Origin of the sequence: Streptomyces sp. NPDC048514 (assembly GCF_043199955.1) — a bacterium.
Lineage (GTDB): Bacteria > Actinomycetota > Actinomycetes > Streptomycetales > Streptomycetaceae > Streptomyces.
The window spans coordinates 102,077-126,852 of the sequence record NZ_JBICWT010000007.1; the positions used below are offsets into that span (position 1 = coordinate 102,077).

Annotated in this window: 25 protein-coding genes; 10 read left to right on the forward strand and 15 right to left on the reverse strand. The window is 72.7% G+C overall.

From position 1 onward, the window contains the following. Positions 1–166: 166 nt before the first annotated feature. Complete coding sequence (locus tag ACGFT2_RS16955; RefSeq protein WP_393278595.1) at positions 167–1,555, forward strand: aldehyde dehydrogenase family protein; 1,389 nt, start codon at positions 167–169, stop codon at positions 1,553–1,555. Positions 1,556–1,571: 16 nt separating this feature from the next. Beyond that, entirely contained in the window at positions 1,572–2,654 is a 1,083-nt protein-coding gene (locus tag ACGFT2_RS16960) for a Zn-dependent alcohol dehydrogenase (protein ID WP_393278597.1), read from the forward strand. Positions 2,655–2,657: 3 nt separating this feature from the next. Here ACGFT2_RS16960 and ACGFT2_RS16965 read toward each other — a convergent pair whose 3' ends face one another. The 3 genes from ACGFT2_RS16965 to ACGFT2_RS16975 all read right to left on the reverse strand — a co-directional run bounded on the left by ACGFT2_RS16965 (position 2,658) and on the right by ACGFT2_RS16975 (position 5,100). Further along, a complete protein-coding gene (locus ACGFT2_RS16965) occupies positions 2,658–3,593 on the reverse strand; it encodes a DMT family transporter (RefSeq protein ID WP_393279202.1) in 936 nt (311 codons plus the stop codon). A 98-nt stretch (positions 3,594–3,691) separates the two neighbouring features. After that, complete coding sequence (locus ACGFT2_RS16970) at positions 3,692–4,405, reverse strand: ArsR/SmtB family transcription factor (RefSeq protein ID WP_393278599.1); 714 nt, start codon at positions 4,403–4,405, stop codon at positions 3,692–3,694. A gap of 53 nt (positions 4,406–4,458) precedes the next feature. Next, positions 4,459–5,100, reverse strand: coding sequence for a TetR/AcrR family transcriptional regulator (locus ACGFT2_RS16975; RefSeq protein ID WP_393278601.1), 642 nt, complete (start codon positions 5,098–5,100; stop codon positions 4,459–4,461). A 102-nt stretch (positions 5,101–5,202) separates the two neighbouring features. Between ACGFT2_RS16975 and ACGFT2_RS16980 the strand changes: the two genes are divergently transcribed. The 3 genes from ACGFT2_RS16980 (at position 5,203) to ACGFT2_RS16990 (ending at position 7,397) form a co-directional block, all read left to right on the forward strand. After that, positions 5,203–6,354 (forward strand): acyl-CoA dehydrogenase family protein, encoded by a 1,152-nt coding sequence (locus tag ACGFT2_RS16980; protein ID WP_393278603.1) that lies wholly within the window; start codon positions 5,203–5,205, stop codon positions 6,352–6,354. 59 nt (positions 6,355–6,413) lie between these two features. Next, positions 6,414–6,701 (forward strand): YiaA/YiaB family inner membrane protein, encoded by a 288-nt coding sequence (locus ACGFT2_RS16985; RefSeq protein WP_393278605.1) that lies wholly within the window; start codon positions 6,414–6,416, stop codon positions 6,699–6,701. Positions 6,702–6,773: 72 nt separating this feature from the next. Beyond that, positions 6,774–7,397 carry a TetR/AcrR family transcriptional regulator gene (locus ACGFT2_RS16990; RefSeq protein ID WP_393278607.1) on the forward strand — a complete coding sequence of 208 codons (624 nt, stop codon included), beginning with the start codon at positions 6,774–6,776 and terminating at the stop codon, positions 7,395–7,397. Positions 7,398–7,410: 13 nt separating this feature from the next. Here ACGFT2_RS16990 and ACGFT2_RS16995 read toward each other — a convergent pair whose 3' ends face one another. Continuing rightward, a complete protein-coding gene (locus ACGFT2_RS16995; protein ID WP_393278609.1) occupies positions 7,411–7,872 on the reverse strand; it encodes a MaoC family dehydratase in 462 nt (153 codons plus the stop codon). 106 nt (positions 7,873–7,978) lie between these two features. Between ACGFT2_RS16995 and soxR the strand changes: the two genes are divergently transcribed. After that, positions 7,979–8,431 (forward strand): redox-sensitive transcriptional activator SoxR, encoded by a 453-nt coding sequence (gene soxR, locus ACGFT2_RS17000; protein ID WP_393278611.1) that lies wholly within the window; start codon positions 7,979–7,981, stop codon positions 8,429–8,431. A 333-nt stretch (positions 8,432–8,764) separates the two neighbouring features. Here the strand turns inward: soxR and ACGFT2_RS17005 are convergent, their stop codons facing one another. Together ACGFT2_RS17005 and ACGFT2_RS17010 are read right to left on the reverse strand one after the other, a co-directional pair. Continuing rightward, a complete protein-coding gene (locus tag ACGFT2_RS17005; protein WP_393278614.1) occupies positions 8,765–9,475 on the reverse strand; it encodes a 3-keto-5-aminohexanoate cleavage protein in 711 nt (236 codons plus the stop codon). A gap of 252 nt (positions 9,476–9,727) precedes the next feature. Further along, positions 9,728–10,330, reverse strand: coding sequence for a hypothetical protein (locus ACGFT2_RS17010; protein WP_393278616.1), 603 nt, complete (start codon positions 10,328–10,330; stop codon positions 9,728–9,730). A 207-nt stretch (positions 10,331–10,537) separates the two neighbouring features. Here ACGFT2_RS17010 and ACGFT2_RS17015 point away from each other — a divergent pair, with 207 nt between their 5' ends. Beyond that, positions 10,538–13,324 (forward strand): penicillin acylase family protein, encoded by a 2,787-nt coding sequence (locus tag ACGFT2_RS17015; protein WP_393278618.1) that lies wholly within the window; start codon positions 10,538–10,540, stop codon positions 13,322–13,324. A gap of 18 nt (positions 13,325–13,342) precedes the next feature. On the opposite strand, the gene ACGFT2_RS17020 is transcribed toward ACGFT2_RS17015, so the two are convergent. Both ACGFT2_RS17020 and ACGFT2_RS17025 read right to left on the reverse strand, forming a co-directional pair. Beyond that, positions 13,343–14,641, reverse strand: a complete 1,299-nt coding sequence (locus ACGFT2_RS17020) for a serine-threonine protein kinase (protein ID WP_393278620.1) — start codon at positions 14,639–14,641, stop codon at positions 13,343–13,345. An 83-nt stretch (positions 14,642–14,724) separates the two neighbouring features. Beyond that, a complete protein-coding gene (locus tag ACGFT2_RS17025; protein WP_393278622.1) occupies positions 14,725–15,948 on the reverse strand; it encodes an exo-beta-N-acetylmuramidase NamZ domain-containing protein in 1,224 nt (407 codons plus the stop codon). A 181-nt stretch (positions 15,949–16,129) separates the two neighbouring features. Between ACGFT2_RS17025 and ACGFT2_RS17030 the strand changes: the two genes are divergently transcribed. Genes ACGFT2_RS17030 through ACGFT2_RS17040 form a run of 3 tightly spaced genes read left to right on the forward strand, consistent with a single transcriptional unit; the run spans position 16,130 to position 19,199 of the window. Next, a complete protein-coding gene (locus ACGFT2_RS17030) occupies positions 16,130–16,900 on the forward strand; it encodes an SDR family oxidoreductase (RefSeq protein ID WP_393278624.1) in 771 nt (256 codons plus the stop codon). Further along, positions 16,897–18,579 (forward strand): class I adenylate-forming enzyme family protein, encoded by a 1,683-nt coding sequence (locus tag ACGFT2_RS17035; protein ID WP_393278626.1) that lies wholly within the window; start codon positions 16,897–16,899, stop codon positions 18,577–18,579. Before ACGFT2_RS17030 ends, ACGFT2_RS17035 begins: the two co-directional genes overlap by 4 nt. Positions 18,580–18,605: 26 nt before the next feature. Then, the gene (locus ACGFT2_RS17040; RefSeq protein WP_393278628.1) at positions 18,606–19,199 is read left to right on the forward strand and encodes a TetR/AcrR family transcriptional regulator; all 594 of its coding nucleotides are present in this window, start codon (positions 18,606–18,608) and stop codon (positions 19,197–19,199) included. 91 nt (positions 19,200–19,290) lie between these two features. On the opposite strand, the gene ACGFT2_RS17045 is transcribed toward ACGFT2_RS17040, so the two are convergent. The 7 genes from ACGFT2_RS17045 to ACGFT2_RS17075 form a co-directional block, all read right to left on the reverse strand. Then, complete coding sequence (locus tag ACGFT2_RS17045; protein ID WP_393278631.1) at positions 19,291–20,505, reverse strand: acyl-CoA dehydrogenase; 1,215 nt, start codon at positions 20,503–20,505, stop codon at positions 19,291–19,293. 6 nt (positions 20,506–20,511) lie between these two features. After that, positions 20,512–21,534: a phosphotransferase family protein gene (locus ACGFT2_RS17050; protein WP_393278633.1), complete on the reverse strand. Its 1,023-nt coding sequence runs from the start codon at positions 21,532–21,534 to the stop codon at positions 20,512–20,514. A 167-nt stretch (positions 21,535–21,701) separates the two neighbouring features. Beyond that, positions 21,702–22,004 (reverse strand): hypothetical protein, encoded by a 303-nt coding sequence (locus tag ACGFT2_RS17055; RefSeq protein WP_393278634.1) that lies wholly within the window; start codon positions 22,002–22,004, stop codon positions 21,702–21,704. 152 nt (positions 22,005–22,156) lie between these two features. Next, positions 22,157–22,477, reverse strand: a complete 321-nt coding sequence (locus tag ACGFT2_RS17060) for a DUF202 domain-containing protein (protein ID WP_393278636.1) — start codon at positions 22,475–22,477, stop codon at positions 22,157–22,159. Then, positions 22,465–22,857 (reverse strand): YidH family protein, encoded by a 393-nt coding sequence (locus tag ACGFT2_RS17065; RefSeq protein WP_393278638.1) that lies wholly within the window; start codon positions 22,855–22,857, stop codon positions 22,465–22,467. The genes ACGFT2_RS17060 and ACGFT2_RS17065 overlap by 13 nt, the downstream gene beginning before the upstream one ends. Before the next feature lie 21 nt (positions 22,858–22,878). Continuing rightward, entirely contained in the window at positions 22,879–23,394 is a 516-nt protein-coding gene (locus tag ACGFT2_RS17070) for an NUDIX hydrolase (RefSeq protein WP_393278640.1), read from the reverse strand. Positions 23,395–23,499: 105 nt separating this feature from the next. Beyond that, positions 23,500–24,396, reverse strand: a complete 897-nt coding sequence (locus tag ACGFT2_RS17075) for a DMT family transporter (RefSeq protein ID WP_393278642.1) — start codon at positions 24,394–24,396, stop codon at positions 23,500–23,502. Positions 24,397–24,776: the final 380 nt, after the last annotated feature.

Genomic DNA, 24,776 nt, shown 5'->3' on the forward strand with positions numbered 1-24,776 from the left:
CTTCCCTCGCGGTCCGCGCCGGTGCACCGCACGCCCCGGCCGGGCGCCGTCCCGGCCCGGGCGAGAGGCGTCCGGGCCGGCGCGACGATCTCCGTGCACCTGGCGTCAGAAAACTAACGCCGCTAGTTTGTGTGCCGGACGAACAGCCCCGCCGGGAGGAAGCAGCATGAAGGCACACGACGGCCTGTACATCGACGGCGCCTGGCGCCCCGCCGCCCCCGGCGACCCGATCGAGGTCGTGAACCCGGCCGACGAGCAGGTCGTCGCCCGTGTCCCGGCGGGCGACGCCGGGGACGTCGACAGCGCCGTACGCGCCGCGCGCGCCGCCCTCCCGGCGTGGGCCGCCACGCCCCCGGCCGAACGCGCCGCACGCCTCGCCGCCCTGCGCGACGTCCTCGTGACGCGCAAGGACGAGATCGCCGAGACGGTCACCGCCGAACTGGGCTCCCCGCTCGCGTTCTCCCAGGCCGTGCACGCGGCCGTACCGATCGCGGTCGCCGGTTCCTACGCCGAACTGGCCGCCACCCACTCCTTCGAGGAGAAGGTCGGCAACTCCACGGTCCTGCACGAGCCGATCGGCGTGGTCGGCGCCATCACCCCCTGGAACTACCCCCTCCACCAGATCGTGGCCAAGGTCGCCCCGGCGCTCGCCGCGGGCTGCACGGTCGTCCTCAAGCCCGCCGAGGACACCCCGCTCACCGCCCAGCTGTTCGCCGAGGCGGTGCACGAGGCGGGCGTACCGGCCGGTGTGTTCAACCTGGTCACCGGCCTCGGCCCGGTCGCCGGCCAGGCCCTGGCCGAGCACCCGGGCGTGGACCTGGTCTCCTTCACCGGTTCCACCGCGGTCGGCAGGCGGATCGGCGCTCTGGCGGGCGCTGCCGTGAAGAAGGTGGCCCTGGAACTGGGCGGCAAGTCCGCCAACGTGATCCTGCCCGGCGCGGACCTCGCCAAGGCCGTGAACGTCGGCGTCGCCAACGTGATGTCCAACTCCGGCCAGACGTGCAGCGCCTGGACCCGGATGCTGGTCCACCGCGACCGGTACGACGAGGCGGTCGAGCTGGCCGCCACCGCCGCCGCCAAGTACGCCGACCGCATCGGCCCGGTCGTCAACGCCGAGCAGCGGGCCCGCGTGTGCGGCTACATCGAGAAGGGCGTCGCCGAGGGTGCCCGCCTGGTCGCCGGCGGCCCCGAAGCCCCGCGCGACAAGGGCTACTTCGTCAGCCCGACCGTCCTCGCCGACGTCACCCCGGAGATGACCGTCGCCCAGGAGGAGATCTTCGGCCCGGTCCTCTGCCTCCTGCGCTACGAGGACGAGGAGGACGCCCTGCGCATCGCCAACGGCACGGTGTACGGGCTCGCCGGCGCCGTCTGGGCGGCCGACGAGGCAGAGGCGGTGGCCTTCGCCCGCCGCATGGACACCGGGCAGGTGGACATCAACGGCGGCCGTTTCAACCCCCTCGCGCCGTTCGGCGGCTACAAGCAGTCCGGCGTGGGCCGGGAACTCGGCGCGCCCGGACTCGCCGAGTACCTCCAGACCAAGTCCCTCCAGTTCTAAGGGAGTTCCAAGAGCCATGGCCGTACGAGCCGCCGTTCTGCCCGCCGTCGGAGCCCCCCTGGAGATCACCGGCGTCGTCCTGCCGGACCCGGGCCCCGGCCAGGTCCGCGTCCGCCTCGCCGCGGCCGGTGTCTGCCACTCCGACCTGTCCCTGACCAACGGCACCATGCGGGTGCCGGTCCCCGCGGTCCTCGGCCACGAGGGCTCCGGCACGGTCGTCGCGGTGGGGGAGGGGGTCACCCGGGTCGTCGCCGGCGACCCGGTCGTCCTCAACTGGGCGCCCTCCTGCGGCACCTGCCACGCCTGCACGCTCGGCGAGGTCTGGCTGTGCGCCGGCGCGCTGGGCGGCGCCGCCGACGTCTACGCCCGTACCGTCGACGGCACCGCGCTGCATCCCGGCCTGAACGTCGCCGCGTTCGCCGAGGAGACGGTGGTCCCCGCGTCCTGCGTGCTGCCCCTGCCGGACGGCGTCCCGCTCACCGACGCGGCCCTGCTCGGCTGTGCCGTCCTCACCGGCTACGGCGCGGTCCACAACTCCGCGCGGGTACGGGCCGGCGAGACCGTCGCCGTGTTCGGGGCCGGCGGGGTCGGTCTGGCCACCCTCCAGGCGGCCCGGATCGCGGGTGCCTCCCGCGTCATCGCCGTCGACGTCTCACCCGGGAAGGAGGAGCTGGCCCGCGCGGCCGGCGCCACCGACTACGTCCTCGCCTCCGAGAACACCCCGCGCGAGATCCGCGCCCTCACCGCGAAGCAGGGCGCCGACGTCTCGATCGAATGCGTGGGCCGCGCCGTCAGCATCCGCGCGGCCTGGGACTCCACCCGGCGGGGCGGCCGTACGACGGTCGTCGGCATCGGTGGCAAGGACCAGCAGGTCACCTTCAACGCCCTGGAGATCTTCCACTGGGGCCGCACCCTCTCCGGCTGCGTCTACGGCGACACCGACCCGGCCCGCGACCTCCCGCTGATCGCCGAGCATGTGCGCGAGGGACGCCTCGACCTGTCCGCGCTGGTCACCGAGCGCATCGGCCTGGAGGACATCCCGGCCGCCTTCGACAACATGCTCGCGGGCAAGGGCGGCCGGGCGCTGGTGGTCTTCTGACGCTCAGGGCACCTTCTCGGGTCGCGGCCGCCGGGCCGCGACCCGGGCCGTCCGGCCGCCGCCCGCCCGCGACCGCGACACCGCCACACCCGCGAGACACAGCACCCCGCCGGCCAGCGTGAGCACCCCGGGCACCTCGCCGAGCAGCAGCCACGACATGAGCACCACGAGGGCGGGTACGGCGTACGTGGTCGCCCCCATCCTGCTGGCGGTGGTCCGGGCCAGGGCGTAGGCCCAGGTGGTGAAGGCGAGGGCGGTCGGGAAGACGCCCAGGTAGACCATGTTCAGGGTGGCCGTCAGGGGGGCGTGAGCGGCCTCGTGCACCAGCTGCCCGGTGAACGGCAGACATGCCACGGCACCGACCAGGCAGCCGAACGTGGTCACCTGCAACGCGCTCGCCCCGCCCAGCGCGGGCTTCTGCGCGACGACCCCGCAGGCGTACGCGACGGCCGCGAGCAGGCACAGCAGCACGCCGAGCACGGAGGACCCGCCGCCGCCCGACATCGACAGTCCCACGGTCACCGCGCCCGCGAAGGACACGGCCATTCCGGCCAGCAGCCGCGGCGGCATCGGATCGCCGAGCAGCCGGGCCCCCAGCAGGGCGATCAGCAGCGGGCCGACGTTGACCACCAGCGCCGCCGTGCCGGCGTCCACCCGCTGCTCGCCCCAGTTCAGGACGACCATGTAGAACCCGAACCACAGCAGCCCGGAGAGCAGGATCCCGCGCCAGGCGGCCCTGGGCGGCAGCCCTTCCCGGCGTACGGCCCAGATGATCCCGAGGGCGAGCACACCCGACGCCAGCCGGCCGAGGGCCAGCGCGCCGGGGGAGTAGGCCTGCCCCGCGCTCCGGATCGAAACGAAGGCGGAGGCCCACAGCAGCACGGTGACCACGGCGGCACCGGGGGCGAGTATGTCGGGACGGTTCCGGACGGCGTTCATCATGCTCCCGAGGCTAGGCAGGACATCGTTCACGGGCTGGCGGATTCCGGACGGGGCACACGTCACCCCGCCGGTCACGAGGCGACCGGCACGCGGGTTCAGCGGAGGGCGTCGGCCGGGATGCCCAGCAGGTCGGACAGTGCTCGCTCGCCCTGCGCGGTCACCTTCACCGCCCGCGCGGAACCGATGCGCACGCACCACCCCGCGTCGAGCGCGTGCCGGCACAGCGCGGCCCCCGCCGCGCCCGCGAGATGGGTGCGCCGCTCGGTCCAGTCGAGACACGCGCGGGCCAGCGGGCGCCTGCCGGAGAGGTCGAGGGCGATGCCCGCCCCGCCGAACCACTCCAGCCCGGCGTCCGTGAGCGCGAACCCGGTGTCCTGCCGCAGCAGTCCGCGGTCGGTCAGGGCGTCCGTGACCGCGATGCCCAGCCGCCCGGCGAGATGGTCGTAGCAGGTCCGGCCGCGGGCCATGGCGGCACCGGCGCTCGACTCCCGCAGGGTGTGCGCGGGGTGCCGTACGGTCGCCGCGGGCACCTGTGCGACGAGGTCCTCGACGAGCTGCGCCACCCTCGCGTCGGCCAGCCGCACATACCGGTGGCGGCCCTGGCGTGCCTCGGCGAGCAGTCCGCCCGCGACCAGCTTGCCGAGGTGCTCGCTCAGCGTCGAGGCGGCGACCCCGGCATGCCGGGCCAGTTCCCCGGCGGTCCAGGCCCGCCCGTCGAGCAGTGCCAGCAGGCACGCGGCCCGCGTCTCGTCGGCTACCAGTGCGGCGAGGGCGGCGAGGCCGGTGGCCCGGGGATCCTTGGTGGTCATACGCCCAGCATGCGCCACCGACGGTTCGGTCCGGGCCGAAGTGTCGGCCGCCCTCACGAGCCCCGCCGCACCTGCTCGTACTGCTGTGCCAGCCCGTCCAGCAGCGCCGACAGGCCGGCCTCGAAAGCCCGCTCGTCGATCTTCTCCTGCTGTTCGGCGAGGAGATGGGCCTGGCCGAGGTGGGGATAGTCGGCGGGGTCGTAGGCGCTCGCGTCGTCCACGAAGCCCCCGGCGAACGAACCGAGCGCCGAGCCCATGATGAAGTAGCGCATCAGCGCGCCGATGGAGGTCGCCTGGGCCGCAGGCCAGCCCGCGTCGACCATCGCCCCGTACACGGCGTCGGCCAGCCGCAGCGCGGCGGGACGGCGGCCGGGGCCGCGCGCGAGGACCGGGACGATGTTCGGGTGGTCGCGCAGGGCGGCCCGGTAGGAGACGGCCCAGTCGTGCAGCGCGGTCCGCCAGTGCCGGCCCCCGTCGAACATCGACAGATCCACCAGGGCGCTCACCGAGTCCGCGACCGCCTCGAGGATCTCGTCCTTGGTCCGGAAGTGGTTGTAGAGCGAAGGCCCGCTCACCCCCAGTTCGGCGGCGAGCCGGCGGGTGGAGACGGCCGCCAGGCCCTCCCGGTCCACCAGTTCCCGCGCCGTCTCGACGATCCGGTCGGTGCTGAGGAGGGGCTTGCGCGGTCGGGCCATGGCGCACATAGTAGGGCTGCGACTGGAAACTAGCAGTGCTAATTTAAATGTACGGTTTTCAAGATCCGGTGATGGATCCGTTCGGTGTGGGGTGATCTCGTGGTGAACCTGGGACTCAGCGAGGAGCAGACGGCCGTACGGCGGCTCGCCCGGGACTTCGTGGAGCGCGAGATCGTCCCGCACGCGGCCGCCTGGGACCGCGCCGAGGAGGTCGACCGCGGCATCGTGAGGAAGCTGGGCGAGATCGGCTTCCTCGGCCTGACCGTCGACGAGGAGTACGGCGGCTCCGGCGGCGACCACCTCGCGTACTGCCTGGTCACCGAGGAGCTGGGGCGTGGGGACTCCTCGGTCCGCGGAATCGTCTCCGTCTCCCTCGGGCTGGTCGCCAAGTCCGTCGCCGCCTGGGGGAGCGAGGAGCAGAAGCGGCGCTGGCTGCCGGGGCTGACCTCCGGTGCGTACGTCGGCTGCTTCGGCCTCACGGAGCCCGGCACCGGATCCGACGCGGGCAACCTCACCACCCGGGCCGTGCGCGACGGCGACCACTACGTCGTCAACGGCGCCAAGATGTTCATCACGAACGGCACCTGGGCCGACGTCGTCCTGCTGTTCGCCCGTTCCACCGACGCCCCCGGCCACAAGGGCGTGTCCGCCTTCCTGGTGCCCACCGACAGCCCCGGCCTGACCCGCCGGACCGTCCACGGCAAGCTCGGCCTGCGCGGCCAGGCCACCGCCGAACTGGTCCTCGAGGACGTGCGCGTGCCCGCCTCGGCGATGCTGGGTGCCGAGGGGAAGGGCTTCTCCGTGGCCATGTCCGCGCTCGCCAAGGGGCGGATGTCGGTGGCCGCGGGCTGCGTCGGCATCGCCCAGGCCGCACTGGACGCGGCCGTCGGGTACGCCGGTGAGCGCGAGCAGTTCGGCAAGCCGATCGCCCGGCACCAGCTCGTGCAGGAGCTGATCAGCGACATCGCCGTCGACGTCGACGCGGCCCGGCTGCTGACCTGGCGGGTCGCCGACCTCATCGACCGCGGCGAGCCGTTCGCCGTCGAGTCCTCCAAGGCCAAGCTGTTCGCCTCCGAGGCCGCCGTCCGCGCCGCCGGCAACGCCCTGCAGGTCTTCGGCGGTTACGGCTACATCGACGAGTACCCGGTCGGCAAACTCCTGCGCGACGCCCGTGTGATGACGCTCTACGAGGGCACCAGCCAGATCCAGAAGCTGCTCATCGGACGCTCCCTGACCGGCGTTTCGGCGTTCTGAGTACCGTCCTGAGTATCTCGGCGGATGTGGCGCGGGCCGCGTCCGCCGATGCTGGGGCCATGAGTGACACACCGGTCAAACAGCAGAGCACGGCCGCCTTCTACGGCCAGGCCGTCGCCTCCTTCGCGGTCGCCATGGCGGCCACCGCCATCGGCATCTTCCGGCTCGACGCGAACGCCTGGGTCCGCGGTTTCCTGGCGATCGCCGTCCTCTACCTCGTCACCTCCGCCTTCACCCTCGCCAAGGTGATCCGGGACCGGCAGGAGGCCGGGCAGATCGTCAGCCGCGTCGACCAGGCGCGCCTGGAGAAGCTGCTCGCCGACCACGACCCGTTCGAGAAGCGCTGAGCGGCTACGCTAAGCGCTCGCTCACCGTCGGCGGTATGGTGGTGCTCCTGTCACGAGAGGGGCGAACGAGCGATGAGTACGGCGGAGGAGACGACCGGCGGCGAAGTGGAGCCGTGGGAAGAGGTCACCCCTGACGCGGCCCGGCGGCTCCTGGTCGCCGCCGTGGAAGCCTTCGCCGAGCGCGGCTACCACGCGACCACGACCCGCGACATCGCGGGCCGTGCCGGCATGAGCCCGGCCGCGCTCTACATCCACTACAAGACCAAGGAAGAGCTGCTCCACCGGATCAGCCGGATCGGCCACGACAAGGCCCTCGACATCCTGCGCACCGCGGCCCGCCGGGAGGGCAGCGCCGAGGAGCGGCTCGCCGACGCCGTCGGCTCCTTCGTCCGCTGGCACGCCGGGCGGCGCACCACCGCCCGGGTCGTGCAGTACGAACTCGACGCCCTCGGCCCCGCGGCCCGCGCCGAGATCGTCGCGCTGCGCCGCCAGGTGGACGCCGAGGTGCGCGGGATCATCGAGGACGGCGTGGCCGCGGGCGAGTTCGACGTGCCGGACGTCAAGGGCACCACGCTCGCCGTGCTGTCGCTGTGCATCGACGTGGCCCGCTGGTTCGACGTGAACGGCCCGCGCACCCCCGAGCAGGTCGGCGCGCTCTACGCCGACCTGGTGCTGCGGATGGTGGGCGCCGGGTAGGGCGCCCCAGCGTTCACAGGTAGTAGCGGGAGACCGACTCCGCGACGCACACGGGCTTGTCGCCGCCCTCGCGCTCCACGGTGAAGGCCACCGTGACCTGGATCCCGCCGGTGACGTCCTCGACGCCACTGATCGTCCCGGTGGCGCGCAGCCGGGAACCGACCGGGACGGGGGCGGGGAAGCGGACCTTGTTCGTGCCGTAGTTGACGCCCATCTTCACGCCCTCCACCCCGATCAGCTGCGGCCCGAAGAGGGGCAGCAGGGAGAGGGTCAGATAGCCGTGCGCGATGGTGGTCCCGAACGGCCCGGCGGCGGCCTTCTCCGGGTCCACGTGGATCCACTGGTGGTCCCCGGTGGCGTCGGCGAACAGGTCGATCCGCTTCTGGTCGACCTCCAGCCAGTCGGTGTACCCCAGCTGCTCGCCCACGGCCGCCTTCAGCTCGTCGGGGGAGGTGAAGGTCCTCGGTTCTGCCATGTTCCCGGCCTCTCGCTCGCGTCTCTAAGCAACTGCTTAGCATGGTGGGGCGAGGGGTCGATGTCAACGGATGGCGGGGTCCGTGCGGGTGGGTAATCTCTGAGGAGTGCCCCAGATCCCCGTCAAGATCCACGAGCTGACCGTCGGCCAGCTGTCCGCGCGCAGCGGTGCCGCCGTGTCCGCCCTGCATTTCTATGAGTCCAAGGGCCTGATCAGCAGCCGCCGCACGTCCGGCAACCAGCGCCGCTACAGCCGGGACACCCTGCGCCGGGTCGCCTTCGTCCGGGCGGCCCAGCGGGTCGGCATCCCGCTGGCCACGATCCGCGACGCCCTGGCCGAGCTGCCGGAGGAGCGGACACCGACCCGTGAGGACTGGGCGCGGCTGTCGGAGAAGTGGCGCTCGGAACTGGACGAGCGCATCAAGCAGCTGAACCGTCTGCGCGATCACCTCACGGACTGCATCGGCTGCGGGTGCCTGTCCCTGGAGAACTGCGTCCTCTCCAACCCGGACGACATATCCGGCGAACGGCTCACGGGGTCGAGACTGCTGGCCGACTGACCGCTCGCGCGGCCTCGGCCGACGCGGTCCGTGCCGTGCCGTCCCGGGTCCCGCCCGTCTTCGGCCGCGGGTTCGTGGGGGCCGGTCGCGCAGTTCCCCGCGCCCCTGGGGCGCGGGGGTCCGGTTCGCCCTCTCCGGCCGGCGGCGACCTCGCGCGCGGAGTCATGACAGGACCGTCGCCGATGCCCTCGACCGCCCTCACCGCCGTCCTGGCGGCCAACGGCACCGGCTTCCACACCCTCCCCGAGAGGAGTGCCGGGCTTACCCGTCACACCCTCCCCGAGAGGAGTGCCGGGCTTACCCGTCACACCCTCCCCGAGAGGAGTGCCGGGCTCATCCGTGCCGGGTAACCGCCTCCGCCACCAACTGGGCGTTGGACAGGGCGCGTTCGCCGTCCGGCAGCAGCAGGGTGTCCTCCAGGCCGATGCGCGTGGCCAGGCCCAGCCGGCCCGCAAGCCGCAGCACCGGCCAGGTGCCGCCCTCCTCGCCGTGCAGCAGGACCGGGCGGCCGGCCGCCAAACCCAGTTCGGCCAGCAGGGCCCTCGCGGAGGCCTCGGCGGTCGCCGGGTCCGGGTCGGTCACCTCGGCCAGCACCCGCAGCACCCTCGGCCCGAGGGGCGAGGCCGCGAACCGGGCGGCGCCGTCGGTACCGGAGAAGATGCCCGCCTCGACACCCACCCCCATGCCGAGCAGTTGCCGGGCGACCTCCTCGGCGCCCGGCTCATGCCAGTTGACCGAGGCGAAGTCGGGCCGCACCGACCAGCCGCGCACCCGGCCGAGCCGGGCCGCCGGGTCGGGCTCGGCCCAGGCGCCGGTGGTCACCCCGACCGGGACCCGCACCCGCGCGCGGATCGCCTCCAGCGCCGGCGCGATCACCCGCGGGGAGAGACTGTCGTGACCGCACGGAGTCTTCGGATGGACATGGACCGACGTGGCTCCCGCCGCAACGGCTTCGGCCGCGGAGCGCGCCAGGTCCCGGGGAGACATCGGTATCGCTGCGCCGTCGGCCGCCGAGCGGCGCCCGTTGAGACATACCTGCACCATGCTCCGATCGTGCCAGGCACCGAGACCGACGGCACGGATGCCGCCGGCGCCGGGTTCGGCGGCCCTGAGCGCGGCCCCGGGGGCGCGGCCGTACGCCGATGACCGCATCTTGAGGCCGGCCCCCCGGCCGGCCTCGCAGCCGGATTCCGTGGCCTGGCACCGCAGTCGGGTTCCGTGGCCGGATTCCGTCGCCGCATCCCAGGGCCGGGGGTGCGGCATCCCCTGCGCACCCCACAGGTGAGCCCCCGATGCTCAGGCCGACATCAGCAGCCGTTCGCGCCGGGCGTACTCCAGTGCCCGGTCGGTGAGCACGGGGCGCGGCACCAGGATTCCGCAGTCCGTGCAGACCGGGCCGGACGACGGCTCGTGGTCCAGGCCGTATCGCCAGACCAGGCGTTCCGCGTCGCACACCGGGCAGGCGGAGCCGGGCGCTCGCTCCAGGGCGGCGATCATCCGGCGCAGCACCACGGCCAGTGGTTCGCCGGGGTGGACCCGAGGGTCGTCGCACCAGGCGACCCCGAAACCGCCCCAGGTGAGCCGGTGCCAGTCGTCCACGCTGCCCGGCCGGCGCAGCCCGTCGTGCTTCTCCTTCTTCCGCCGCTCGGTGAACTCCGTCTCGTACCCGAGCCAGACCGAACGGGCCTCCTCCAGCTCCTCCAGTGCGGCCACGAGCCGCACCGGTTCGGGAGATCGGTCCTCGGGCCCGAACCCCGCCCGGGAGCACAGATGGTCCCAGGTCGCCCGATGCCCGTAAGGGGCGAACTTCTCCAGGCACTTGCGCAGCGAGTACCGCCGCAGTGCCAGGTCACAACGCGGATCGCGTACTTGTCTCGCCAGACTCCGGAAACCGGCCATAGTCCTGCACCTCCGTCACATCTGCGCCTGAACTTCGGTCACTTCGGCGTCTTGCACGGACGTCGCCGAATAGACGTATCGACAGGCGAATCGGCTCCATCTCTTCTCGTCGCTCTGCTCGCGGACTTGAAAAAGTGACGCATGTTCATCTTTGAAGTTGGGGATACCGGCGGTAACGTTCGCCCACCCCTGTCGCTAGGAGCTGCTATGCCACGGCGAACCCCACGCACCGCCCCTGACGGAGTGAGAACGTCCCGCCGACTCTTCGGGTTCCTGAAGACCGCGTCCGTATGCGTCCTGATCGCCGGTCTTCTCTCCCCACTGACGCAGACAGCGGCGGCAGCCGGCCCGGCCGCCGCCGCCGACCACTGCGGCGGCCAGTGCTCGGACATCCTGCCGCCCGGCGAGAACGGCAACGCCACACTCGCGCAGATCCTGCTCAACCAGGCCTTCGGCACCCAGCCCGGGCACGCCGAGGACCAGCTCGGCCCGTACGCGGGCCTCGCCACCGGCTACCCGGGCCTCACCGACGCGAGCCTCAACTCCTTCCTCAACGACGCCTCCTTCGGCGTCCCGTCCGGCCAGGTCGCCTCCACCGAGAAGCCGGCCGGCCGCGGCGACGTCACGATCGTCCGCGACAAGAAGACCGGTGTGCCGCACATCACAGGCACCACCCGGTACGGCACCGAGTTCGGCGCGGGCTACGCGGCGGCCGAGGACCGGTTGTGGCTGATGGACGTCTTCCGGCACGTGGGCCGCGGCCAGCTGACCTCGTTCGCCGGCGGCGCCCCCGCCAACCAGGGCCTGGAGCAGCAGTTCTACCGCAGCGCGCCCTACACCGAGGCCGACCTCCAGGCGCAGATCGACAGCGCCGTGGCCAAGAGCGGCGCGCGCGGCCAGCAGGCCCTCGCCGACGTCGACGCCTACCTCGCGGGCATCAACTCCTACATAGACGCCTCCGACGGCGGCCGCTACTTCCCCGGCGAGTACGTCCTGACCGGTCACAAGGACGCCATCACCAACGCGGGGACCATAGATCACTTCAAGGTCACCGACCTGGTGGCGCTGGCCTCGGTGGTCGGCTCCCTGTTCGGCTCCGGCGGTGGTGGCGAGGTGACCAACGCGCTGTCCCTGGCGGCCGCCCAGGCCAAGTACGGCGTCGAGGAGGGCACCAGGGTCTGGGAGTCCTTCCGCGAGCGCAACGACCCCGAGGCCGCCCTCACCGTCCACAACGGCGAGAGCTTCCCGTACGCGTCGAAGCCCGCCGACGCCAAGGGCGAGGCGCTGCCCGACGCCGGCTCGGCGACCCAGGAACCGCTCGTCTACGACCGCACCGGCAGCGCGGCCACCGCGGCCGCCAGGAGCGGCTCGGCCGGCGCCGCCAAGGCCGCCCTCGGCTCGGCCAGGCGCGGCATGTCCAACGCCCTGGTGGTGAGCGGCAAGTACACCGCGAGCGGTCACCCCGTCGCCGTCTTCGGGCCGCAGACGGGCTACTTCGCCCCGCAGCTGCTCATGCTGCAGGAGATCCAGGGCCCGGGGATCAGCGCCCGCGGTGCCTCCTTCGCGGGCCTGAGCATGTACGTCGAACTCGGCCGCGGCCAGGACTACTCCTGGAGCGCGACCACCTCGGGCCAGGACATCATCGACAGCTACGCCGTCGAGCTGTGCCAGGACGACTTCCACTACCTGTACCACGGCACCTGCACCGCCATGGACAAGGTGGAGCAGAAGAACGCCTGGAAGCCGACCGTGGCCGACGGCACGGCGGCGGGGTCGTACACCATGCGGGTGTGGCGCACGAAGTACGGGCCGGTGGAGTACCGCGCGACCGTCGGCGGCAAGAAGGTCGCCTACACCAGTCTGCGCTCCTCCTACCTGCACGAAGCCGATTCGATCATCGGCTTCCAGATGCTGAACGACCCGGACTTCGTCAAGGGCCCGGACGGCTTCCGGAGCGCGGCGCAGCACATCAACTTCACCTTCAACTGGTTCTACGCCGACTCCCAGCACACCGCGTACTACAACAGCGGTGACAACCCGGTCCGGGCGAGCGGGGTCGACGCCGAGTTCCCGGTGTGGGCGCAGCCGGCGTACGAGTGGCGCGGCTGGGACCCGGCGACCAACACGGCCGACTACACGCCGGCCTCCGCCCACCCGGGCTCCGTCGACCAGGACTACTACATCTCCTGGAACAACAAGCAGGCCAAGGACTACACGACCGCGTCCTGGGGCGACGGCTCCGTGCACCGCGGTGATCTGCTGGACGACCGGGTGAAGAAGCTGGTCGCGGCCGGCGGGGTGACCCGCGCCAAGCTGACGCAGGCCATGGCGGACGCGGCCCTCGTCGACCTACGTGCCGAGGACGTGCTGCCGAACCTGCTCAAGGTGATCGGCTCCTCGGCGGTGAGCGACCCCACCACCGCCGCGGCGGTGAGCAAGCTCCAGGCCTGGGTCACCGCGGGTGCCAAGCGCACGGAGACCGCCGCCGGCTCGAAGACCTACGCGAACGCCGAGGCGATCCGCATCCTGGACGCCTGGTGGCCGCTGCTGGTCAAAGCCGAGTTCGAACCGGGCCTGGGCGGCGATCTGTACACGGCCGTCACCAACGCCCTGCCGGTCGACGAGGCCCCGTCCGCCGGACACGGCCCGACCGGCTCGCACGCCGGAAGCGCCTTCCAGTACGGCTGGTGGAGCTATGTCGACAAGGACATCCGGGCGGTGCTCGGGGAGAGCGTGCAGGGCCCGCTGGCGCAGAAGTACTGCGGCGGCGGCAGCCTCGGTGGCTGCCGGGACAGCCTGATCAGCACACTGAAGCAGGCGGCCGGGCTGACCGCCGCCCAGGTCTATCCGGGCGACGACCAGTGCTCCGCGGGCGACCAGTGGTGCGCCGACTCGATCGCCCAGCGCACCCTGGGAGGCATCAAGCACGGCAAGATCAGCTGGCAGAACCGGCCGACCTACCAGCAGGTGGTGGAATTCACCTCGCACCGCTGACGTGATGCGGGCGGCGGGTCAGCGGATGCGGCCCGCCGTCAGCACCAGCCGTGCCAGTTCGGGGTGCACGATGTCGCTGTGCGCCCCGGTCGGCGGGTCCCCGCGCCGGACGACGGCGCCCGCGTCCACGTTCACGCAGCCCGACGCCGGCAGCGGTCCGCCCAGGGCCGCCGCGAGGTCCATCCGGGCGGTGCCCGGCACCGCCTGGACCCCGTCATGGCCCATGGCGCCCCACCGGGGACCGAGGACGGCCGCGATCCGCTCGCCCGCACACGACCGGTCGTCCCCGGCGAGCCGCGAGGCCAGCGGGTAGAGGGTGCCGAGCGAGGAGTCGAAGCGCGAGTGGCAGCACACCAGCGGGCCGTCGATCCGGCGCTGCCGGTCCGCGAGCGCACCCGCCCGGCCCGGGTCGTGCGGCAGCCGCGCCGTGAACGCGTAGTGCGAGAAAGCGCCCTGCAGCAGCGTCACCGACTTCACCGCGCGCACCCCGTCGGGCAGGCCGCGCAGCGCGAACGCCACCAGTCGCCCGCCGAAGCTGTGCCCGACCAGATGCACCCGCACCCCCGGCGCCGTGCCGGCCAGCCGGCCGAGCAGTGGCCCCAGTCCGCGCTCACCGACCGAGCCGGCCCGCCGCTTCATCGTGTAGTACGTCGCCTGCCGGAGCAGCTCCTTGGCGCCGTCCCACGGATCGGGGATGCCGAAGCCGCTCACGGGACCCGGCGAGCCGAGCGCGGCCAGGGCCCCGGCGAACTGCGCGCACGCGGTCGCCGGGTCCTGCGCGAACACGGCCGGCTCGCCCTCCTCGTCCGTGTCCGCGGGGCCGAGCCGTCCTTCCTCGCCCACCAGCAGCCGCACCAGCCGGCCGAACTCCACCAGTCCGTCGCCGTCCGGCCGTTCGTCCAGCAGCCGCGCCAGCTGATCGAGCACGGCCGCCCGGCCGGGAAACGCCGCCAGCAGCGCACGCCGGGTGTCCTTGTCCAGGGCCGGCCCGGGCGCCGCTGCCGCCTCGACGGCCGCCACCGACCTGGGGAAGTCCGGGATCGGCTCGTCGCTGAACCGCATCGACGGCCAGATCACGCCCACGTACCCGAGCCGGGCCCCGGGGGCGAGCCTCGGAACCGGTGCGAAGAAGCGCCGGTACAGCGCGGTCGCGCCGGAGCGGTCGTTGTTCCAGCCGTGCGCGAAGACGATCAGGTCACGGACACCGCGCTCCGTGACCTGCGCCGTCAGCCGGTCGCGTTCGGGGCGGTCCACGTCCCCGTCGGCGTCGAAGGTCAGCTCCCAGTAGGGAGACACGCTCATCCCAGGATCAGCCATGCCAGGCTCCCTCGTCCCCCCGGAAACGATGCGTTACGGGCGTATCGTCCTGCCGCGGGGCGAGGTTGGCCATACACCGCGCCTCACCTGTAGAGCAGATACTCCTTTCGAATCCGCCGGAACGCGGCGAGTTCCTCCTGCCAGGCGCCGGTCACCTCGTCGGTGCCGGCGCCCGCGTCGATCATCGTGCGCACCCGGGCGGAGCCGGTGAGCTTGTCGATCCAGTCGTCCGGCCGCCAGGCGAAGCCGTCCCACACCCGCCTGGCGGTCACCAGCAGGGCGATCCCGGTCCGCACGGGGTCGTAGGCCGCCCGGTCGTGGACGTGGATCTGCACACCGCCGACGGTCCTGCCCTCGAACTTGGAGAAGGTCGGCGCGAAGTACGCCTCCCTGAACCGGACGCCGGGCAGCGCGAGTTCGTTGGCGGCGGCGGCCCAGCGTCCGTCGATGCCCTCCGCGCCGAGGAGTTCGAAGGGCCTGGTGGTGCCCCGTCCCTCCGAGAGGTTGGTGCCCTCGAACATGCAGGTGCCGGAGTACACCAGCGCCGTGTCCGGGGTCGGCATGTTCGGGCTCGGCGGCACCCACGGCAGCTCGTCCGCGCCGAGGAACCGGGTGCGCCGCCAGCCCGTCATCAGCACCGTCTCCAGCGGCACGGGCGCGTCGAGGAACTCCCCGTTGAACAGCCGGGCCAGCTCCGCGACCGTCATGCCGTGCGCCTGCGCGATCGGCTGCCGGCCGACGAAGGTGGCGAACTCCTTGTGGAGCACCGGGCCCTGGGCCGCGCGTCCGGTCACCGGGTTGGGGCGGTCCAGGACGACGAAGCGCTTGCCGGCGAGCCGGGCCGCGTCCATGCAGTCGTACAGCGTCCAGATGTAGGTGTAGAAGCGGGCGCCCACGTCCTGGATGTCGAAGACGATCGTGTCGACCCCGGAGGTGGTGAAGACGTCGGCGAGCGGGCGGCCGCTCTTGAGATAGGTGTCGTAGACCGGCAGGCCGGTCGCCGGGTCGTCGTAGCGGCCCTCGGAGCCGCCGGCCTGCGCGGTGCCGCGGAAGCCGTGCTCGGGGCCGAACACGGCGGTCAGCCTCACCCGCGGATCCCGGTGCATGACGTCCACGATGTGGGCGGCGGTCCGGGTGACGCCGGTGGGGTTGGTGACGACACCGACCTTCTGGCCGGCCAGGAGGGAGTAGCCGTCGGCCGCGAGCCTCTCGAACCCCGTGCGCAGCCGCTCGTCGTGACGGCCGGTGGTGACCGGTACGGCGGACAGGGTCGCCGATGCGAGCAGGTTCCGTCTGGACAGGTGCATGGGTGTCCTCCGTACGTGGGCGGTGCCGGCCGTCCGGGGGTGCTCGCGCGGTCCCCGCGGGGGGTGCGCGCGCGGTTCCCCGCGTCCCTAGAGATTGGTGCGCCCGCCCTTCCTTCACACATACCGACCGGTTAGTCTGGCGTCGCTGAGCCGAGTCACATCGCGTCGAAGGAGACCGAGCGTGGAAGCCGTGCAGGATGCGTCAGTGGTCGTCACGGGGGCGGGCGGTGGGATCGGGGCCGCGCTGGCCCGCAGATTCGCCGCAGAGGGCGCCCGCGTGGTCGTCAACGACCTAGACGCCGCGAAGGCGAAGGCCGTGGCGGAGGAGATCGGCGGGATCGCCGTGCCCGGCGACGCCTCCGCGATCGTCGGCGACGCCCGTGATGCGCTCGGCGGCACCGTCGACGTCTACTGCGCCAACGCCGGCGTCGCCTTCGAGGACAGCGCCGCCGCCGGGCCGCTGGACGAGCAGGGCTGGGCGCTGTCCTGGGACGTCAACGTGATGGCCCATGTCCGCGCGGCCCACGCACTGCTGCCGGGCTGGCTGGAGCGGGGCAGCGGCCGGTTCGTGTCCACCGTGTCGGCCGCCGGCCTGCTGACCATGATCGGCGCGCCGTCCTACAGCGTCACCAAGCACGGCGCCCTCGCCTTCGCCGAATGGCTGTCCCTCACCTACCGCCACCGGGGCCTGAAGGTGCACGCCATCTGCCCGCAGGGGGTGCGCACCGACATGCTGGCCGCCACCGGAAGCGCGGGCGACCTGGTCCTCCAGCCGACCGCGATCGAACCGGACGCCGTCGCGGACGCCCTGTTCCGCGGCATCGAGGAGGACCGCTTCCTGATCCTGCCGCACCCGGAGGTGGGCGGCTTCTACCAGGCCCGGGCCGAGACGCCCGACCGCTGGCTGGCCGGCATGAACCACCTCCAGCAGAAGTGGGAGCAGGCCCGGTGACCGCCTCCCTGCGGTACGCGGACCGGCCCTGGCTCGCCCTGCTCGGCGAGGCCCAGCGCGCCCCCGTCGAGCCCGCCGACTCCCTCGTGCACGCCCTGCGCGACGCGGTCGCCGAGGCACCCGAACGGACCTTCCTGGCCTACTTCGACGCCCGGCTGACCTACCGCGAGGTGGACGAGCTGAGCGACTCCGTCGCCGCCCACCTCGCCGGCCGCGGGCTGGCGCGCGGTGACCGGGTCGCCGTACTGCTGCAGAACTCACCGCACTTCGTCCTGGCGGTGCTCGGCGCCTGGAAGGCCGGTGCGACCGTCGTCCCGGTCAACCCCATGTACAAGTCGGCCGAGGTGGCGCACGTCCTGCGGGACGGCGAGGTGACGGCGCTGGTCTGCTCCGACCGCGCCTGGGAGGCCTACCTCAGGGACACGGCCGCCGAATCCCCGGTGCGGATCGTGCTGACCGGCTGCGAGCTGGACTTCCAGACCCGTGACGACCCGCGCGTCCTGTCCTTCGAACGGCTGCCGGAGGCCCCCGACGCCGACGACCTCGTGACGGTCGCCCGGCGGGGCGGCACGGCACCCGAGGGCCGCGCCCCGCGCCCGGACGACATCGCGCTGATCAGCTACACCTCGGGCACCAGCGGCACGCCCAAGGGCGCCGTCAACACGCACGGCAACATCATGTACAACGCCGAGCGGCAGCGGACCGGGCTCGAGCTGCCCGAGGCACCCGTCTACTACGCGCTCGCGCCCCTGTTCCACATCACCGGCATGGTCTGTGAGTTCGGCGCCTGCCTGAACAGCACGGGCACCCTGGTGCTGACGTACCGCTTCGAGGCCGGCGTCGTCCTGGACGCCTTCGCCGAGCACCGGCCCCACTACACGGTCGGCCCCTCGACCGCCTTCATGGCCCTGGCCGCCCACCCGGACGTCACCCCGGAGCACTTCTCCTCCTTCCGGGGCATCTCCTCCGGCGGCGCCCCGCTGCCGCCCGCGCTCGTGGAGAAGTTCCGGGCCGGCTTCGGGCCGTACATCCGCAACGGCTACGGCCTCACCGAGTGCACCGCGCCCTGCGCCTCCGTGCCGCCCGGCCTGGAGGCACCCGTGGACCCGGCCTCGGGCACCCTCGCCGTCGGTGTGCCCGGCCCGGACACGGTGGTACGGATCCTGGACGAGGCCGGCGAGGAGGTGCCGTTCGGCGAACAGGGCGAGATCGTCGTGAGCGGGCCGCAGGTGGTCCCCGGCTACTGGCGGCGCCCCGAGGCCACCGCCGAGACCTTCCCGGAGGGCGAGCTGCGCACCGGTGACATCGGTTTCATGGACGAGCGGGGCTGGCTGTACGTCGTCGACCGCAAGAAGGACATGATCAACGCCTCCGGCTTCAAGGTCTGGCCGCGGGAGGTCGAGGACGTCCTCTACACGCACCCGGCGGTGCGCGAGGCGGCCGTCGTCGGTGTGCCCGACGGCTACCGTGGGGAGACCGTCAAGGCCTATATCAGCCTGCGTCCCGGTGCCGGGACGGACCCGGATGAACTCGCGGTGTACTGCAAGGAGAGACTGGCCGCCTACAAGTACCCGCGCCAGGTGGAGATCCTGCCCGACCTGCCGAAGACGGCCAGTGGGAAGATCCTCCGTCGGGAACTGCGTTCCCGGGCGCACCACGACAGCGACGCCGGTCAGTAGGCGACGAGGAAAGGCAGGTGGCGGAAGTGCCCAGGACTACGGACGGAGACGGCACGCCCGTTCCGCAGCGGCTGCTGGCCGCCGCCACCCGGCTCTTCGCCGAGCAGGGCTACGACCGTACCTCCGTGCAGGAGATCGTGGAGGCGGCCGGTGTCACCAAGGGGGCGCTGTACCACTACTTCGGCTCCAAGGACGATCTCCTGCACGAGGTGTACGCGCGTATGCTGCGCGTCCAGCAGGAGCGGCTCGACGCCTTCGCGGACGCCGACGAGCCGGTCGAGAAGCGGCTCAGAGCCGCGGCGGCGGACGTCGTGGTCACGACGATCGAGCACCTCGACGACGCGTCGATCTTCTTCCGCTCCATGCACCAGCTGAGCCCGGAGAAGAACAAGCAGGTCCGTGCCGAGCGCCGCCGCTATCACGAACGCTTCCGCGCGCTCATCGAGGAGGGCCAGAAGACGGGCGTGTTCTCCACCGCGACCCCCGCCGACCTGGTCGTGGACTACCACTTCGGCTCGGTCCACCACCTGTCGACCTGGTACCGCCCGGACGGTCCCCTCACCCCCCAGCAGCTCGCGGACCATCTCGCCGACCTGCTGCTGCGGGCGCTGCGGCCGTGACGCGGACGTGCCCGTGACGGCCGCGCCTTTCCGGCACGGGCGTACGTGAGGGGGCGGCCTCCGCCGAGGCCGCCCCCTCACGTGCACCGCCCTACAGGTACTTCTTCAGCTCCCTGCGTGCCAGCGACCGCTGGTGCACCTCGTCCGGACCGTCGGCGAGCATCAGCGTGCGGGCACCGGCGTACAGCTCGGCCAGCGGGAAGTCCTGGCTCACCCCGCCCGCGCCGTGCAGCTGGATCGCGCGGTCCAGGATCCCCACCACCGCACGCGGCGTGGCGATCTTGATGGCCTGGATCTCCGTGTGGGCGCCACGGTTGCCGACGGTGTCCATCAGCCAGGCCGTCTTCAGCACCAGCAGCCGCAACTGCTCGACGGTGACCCGGGCGTCCGCGATCCACTCCTGGACCACACCCTGCTGGGCCAGTGCCTTGCCGAACGCGGTGCGGGACACGGCCCGCCGGCACATCAGCTCGATCGCCCGCTCGGCCATGCCGATCAGCCGCATGCAGTGGTGGATCCGGCCGGGGCCCAGCCGCGCCTGGGCGATGGCGAAGCCGCCGCCCTCCTCGCCGACGAGGTTCGACACCGGCACGCGCGCGTGGTCGAAGACCACCTCGGCGTGGCCGCCGTGGGAGTGGTCCTCGTAGCCGAACACCTGCATCGCACGCTCGACCGTGACGCCCGGGGTGTCGCGAGGGACCAGGACCATGGACTGCTGGCGGCGGATGTCCGCCCCGTCCGGGTCCGTCTTGCCCATGACGATGAAGATCTTGCAGTCCGGGTTCATCGCCCCGGAGATGTACCACTTGCGGCCGGTGATGACGTACTCGTCGCCGTCCCGCTCGATGTGGGTGGTGATGTTGGTGGCGTCCGAGGAGGCCACCTCCGGCTCGGTCATCGCGAACGCCGAGCGGATCTCGCCCGCCAGCAGCGGCTCCAGCCACTGCTTCCGCTGCTGCTCGCTGCCGAACTGCGCCAGCACCTCCATGTTCCCGGTGTCGGGCGCGGCGCAGTTCGTCGCGGTCGGCGCGAGGTGCGGGGAGCGGCCGGTGATCTCGGCGAGCGGTGCGTACTGGAGGTTCGTCAGCCCGGCGCCGTACTCGGTGTCGGGGAGGAAGAGGTTCCACAGGCCCTGCCTGCGCGCCTCGGCCTTCAGCTCCTCCACCACGGCCGGGGTGTCCCACGGCGAGGCCAGCCGGGCCCGCTGCTCCTCGGCGACGGCCTCGGCCGGCTGGACGTGCTCGTCCATGAAGGCGAGGAGCCTGGCGCGCAGTTCCTCGGTGCGCGCGTCGAACGCGAAGTCCATGTCCGGTCAGCCTTCCTGGAGAGTCGTCAGTCCGTGCTCGATGAAGACGGGCACGAGTTCGCCGATCCGGTCGAAGCCGCGTCCGACCGTCTGGCCGAGGGTGTACCGGTAGTGGATGCCCTCCAGGATCACGGCGAGCTTGAACCAGGCGAACGCCGTGTACCAGGAGACGTCGCCGACGTCGCGCCCCGAGCGCGCGGCGTACCGCTCGACCAGCTCCCGCGGGGAGGGGTGCCCCGGGGCCTCGGCCGTGGTGGAGACGGGGGAGTCGGGCATGCCCAGCGGCTGGCTGTACATCACCAGCAGTCCCAGGTCGGTCAACGGGTCGCCGAGTGTCGACATCTCCCAGTCGAGGACCGCGTTGATCCGGTCGTCGTCCCCGATCAGGACGTTGTCCAGGCGGTAGTCGCCGTGGACGACGGTGGCCGCGGGCGAGGCGGGCAGGGCGCGCCCCAGGGCCGCGTGCAGTTCGTCGATGCCCCGCAGCTCGCGGTTGCGGGAGGCGTCCAGCTGCTTGCCCCAGCGGCGCAACTGCCGGTCCAGGAAGCCCTCCGGGCGGCCGAAGTCGGCGAGGCCCGCCTCGCCGGGGTCCACCGCGTGCAACTCCACCAGGGTGTCGACCAGGGAGAGCACCGCGTTGCGGGTGCGCTCCGCGCCCAGCGGGGCGAGCTGCTGGGCGGTGCGGTACGGGGTGCCCCCGACGAACTCCATGACGTAGAACGGCGCTCCGAGGACCTCGTCGTCCTCGCACAGCAGCACCGTCCGGGGTACCGGCACCCGGGTCGGGTGCAGTGCGCTGATCACCCGGTGCTCGCGCTTCATGTCGTGCGCGGTGGCCAGGACGTGGCCCAGCGGGGGGCGGCGCACGACCCACTTCGAGGTGCCGTCGGTCAGCATGTACGTGAGGTTCGACCGTCCGCCCTCGATCAGCCGGCCGGTCAGGGCGCCGTTCACCAGACCGGGGCGCTCGCGGTCGAGCAAGGCGCGCAGCCGGTCCAGGTCGAGTCCGGGCGGGTGGTCGGCGCTCATACAGCACTCCTACGAACGGGTGAACCAGACCCACTCATGATGCCGACCGGTCGGTATGCCGTCCAGTGCGTGTGCCGAACCCGGCGCGAAACGTGACCGGGGCCACCCTGGGCCGAAGGGCCCCCGGGCGGTGCCGGGGAGCCTTCGGCCGTCGCCCGCCGATCGGGTCAGTGGTCGTCCCAGTGGTCGCCGTGCTCGGCGTGCCGGTGCCCGTCGTGCAGATAGTCGACGTGATCGCCGTGCCGCACCTGCGCGTGCCCGCACTCGTCGTGGTGCACGTGGTCATGGCCCTCGTGCGCGGTGTGCCCGGCCGGTTCGCACTCGTCCCAGTGGCCCGCGTGCTCGCGGTGCAGATGGCCGTCGTGCGCGTAGTCGAGGTGGTCGCCGTGCGGCACGGCCGTGTGCCCGCAGTCCGGCCCGTGGGCGTGCGCCCCGTGCTCGGTGTGTTCCTGGTGAAGGGTGGTGGTCATGGTGCTCACCTTCGGGATACGGGGTGCTGACGACGGACAGGCTGCCACGCGAACGGTGCATATCGGGGCATCCCGGTTGCGTGGCGTACGAGTACCCCGAGGCCGGACCGGGCCGATCCCCGCGGTGCCCCGGCGGCGGCGCGAGGCGGCGCCTAGACCACCAGTACGGCCCCGCACACCGCCATCGCCACCACGCACAGGATCGCGGTCGTCGCGTGCCGGGGGGTGAGCGCCGGCGGCGGGGTGCCGCCGGACAGGGCACGGATGCGGTGGTGGGCCACCCGGAGGAAGCCCAGCCACAGCGCGCAGCACACCGCGCACATGACCGCTCCCGTGGCCGACACGCCGTGCAGCGCGGTACGCACGGCGAGCACGGCGGCCACGGCGGCGGACAGGGTCGTACGGCGCCAGGCCAGCCGGGTGCGCTCCGGCTGCAGTCCGGGATCCCGGACCGCTGGGCTCACCCCTCCCATCCGACCAGCACCACGACCACCATGGCGACGGCCACCACCGCCACGACCAGGCCCAGCAGCGCCGGGAACCGGGACGCGGGCAGGTCCTCGCCGCGCCGGATCGCCCGCTCGCAGCGCACCCAGTGGTTCACCGCGCGCAGGGAGCACAGGACACCGGCCGCCAGCAGCGCCAGCGCGAGACCGACCCGCCACGCCCAGCGCAGGTCCGGCAGGAACTGGTCCACCGCGAATCCGCCGCCGATCAGCGCGAGCGCGGTCCGCAGCCAGGCCAGGAAGGTGCGCTCGTTGGCCAGCGAGAACCGGTAGTCGGGTGTGCCACCCTCCTCCCGCACCCGGTCCGGCGCGAACCACAGCCGGATGTTCGTCAGGATTTCGCTCACGCCGCCGACCCTACCGGCGCCTCACCGCCCGGCCCGGAACGCCCGCAGCCTCTCGTAGGCGGCCAGCCCGTCCGGCACCCACTCCCACGCGCCGAGCCGGGACTCGATCTCCTCCTCGGGCAGGAAGTCGTGCCATTGGACCTCCTCCACCTGGGGCCGCACGGGCAGCTCGCAGCGCACCTCGTACACCGCCGACCACCAGCTCTTCCCGGCCCCGTCGTCGTACAGGAACTTGAAGAGGAACGCCGGCCGGGGCAGTCCGCTCACGCCCAGTTCCTCCTCGGCCTCCCGCAGGGCCGCCCCGTCGTAGGACTCGCCCGCCCCGACGACACCGCCGACGAACATGTCGTACAGCGCGGGGAAGACCAGCTTGGTCGCCGTGCGCCGGTGCACGAAGAGCCGGCCTGCCGCGTCCCTGGCCTGGACGAACACGCAGCGGTGGCGCAGCCCGCGGGCGTACACCTCGCCGCGCGGGCGGCGGCCGACGACCCGGTCGTTCTCGTCGACGATGTCGAGGATCTCGTCAGCAGGGTTCATGCCCTCATCCAAGCAGGCGGCCTTCGGCGTCGCCGCAGGTCCGGAGCGTCCAAGCAGGCGGCCTTCGGCGTCGCCGCAGGTCCGGAGCGTCCAGGCGGGCGGCCTTCAGCGTCGCTGCAGGTCCCGGGCCCCGGGCTCCGCGTCCGTCGCACCGCACGGCATCGCCGGGTGCATCCCGAGCAGCACGATGCCCGCGACCACGGCCGCGAGTCCCGACGCCTGCCAGGCCAGCGCCCCGGTGTCGGTGCGCAGCCGGTCGCCGAGGAAGCCGACCCCGCACAGGATCCCGGCGAGCGGCTCGGCCGCGGTGAGCGCCGGCAGCGACATGCGCAGGGGAGCCGTCTCGAACGCGCTCTGCACCAATATCAGCCCGGTGATCCCGCAGACCAGCACGCCGTACGGCTGCCAGCCGGTGAACAGCTCCGTGAGGCCGCCGTCGGAGAAGCGCGTGCCGCTCACCCGGGTGAGCGCGTCCTGCACGCCGTACAGCAGCCCGGCGGCGGTGGCCAGCAGCACCGGGCCCCAGCTCAGCCGGGAGCGCTTGGCGTACGCCGTGAGCACGAGCGCGACTCCCACCATCACGCCGATGATCAGCCAGTGGCGCAGCGGGTCGGTGACGGCGCTGCCGCCGCGCGGTTCGCCCGCCAGGATGAACGTGCTCACGCCTCCGGCGAGCAGCAGCAGACCGGCCCAGCCCTGGCGGCCCAGCGGCTGTCTGGTCTGGTGCCGGGAAAGGGCGAGCGCGAACAGCAGGTTGGTCGCGAGCAGCGGCTCGACCAGGGAGATCTCGCCCTTGCCGAGCGCGATGGCGCCCAGCACCATGCCGGCCACCATCAGGCCCAGACCGCCCAGCCAGCGGGGCACCCGCATCAGGTCGAGCAGCAGGCGGGGCGAGAGGAAGTCGCTGAGCGGTGCCCGCTGGGCGGCGTTCTGCTGGAGCACGAAACCGAAGCCCAGACAGCAGGCCGCACTCACGGCGAGAAGGAGAACCAGAACGGACACGCTGCGTACCTCGATCATCCGGCCGGACCACGGACGCGTAGTGGCCGACTGTAGCGCTCCGGGACGGCATTGCCCCGGAGAGTACCCGGAACCGGGCGGTTGATTCGGTCACGCAGCCCGGCCGGTCAGGGGCCGGGAAGCCGGGAAGGCGGCGGGACCGTCCCGGCCATCGTCCGCGGCCGGGCGGCCCGGCGCCATGGCGTACGCCACAGCAGCCCGCCCCCGCCACGGCGTACGCCGCAGCAGGCCGCCCCCGCCACGGCGCCCGCCGCAGCAGCCCGCCTGCGCCACGGCGCCGCCCCGGGAATCCGCCGCTCCGCCCCGTCCCGTGGCGTACGACACGGAGTTGCGCCGCTCCGCCATGGCGCGCGGCACATGGG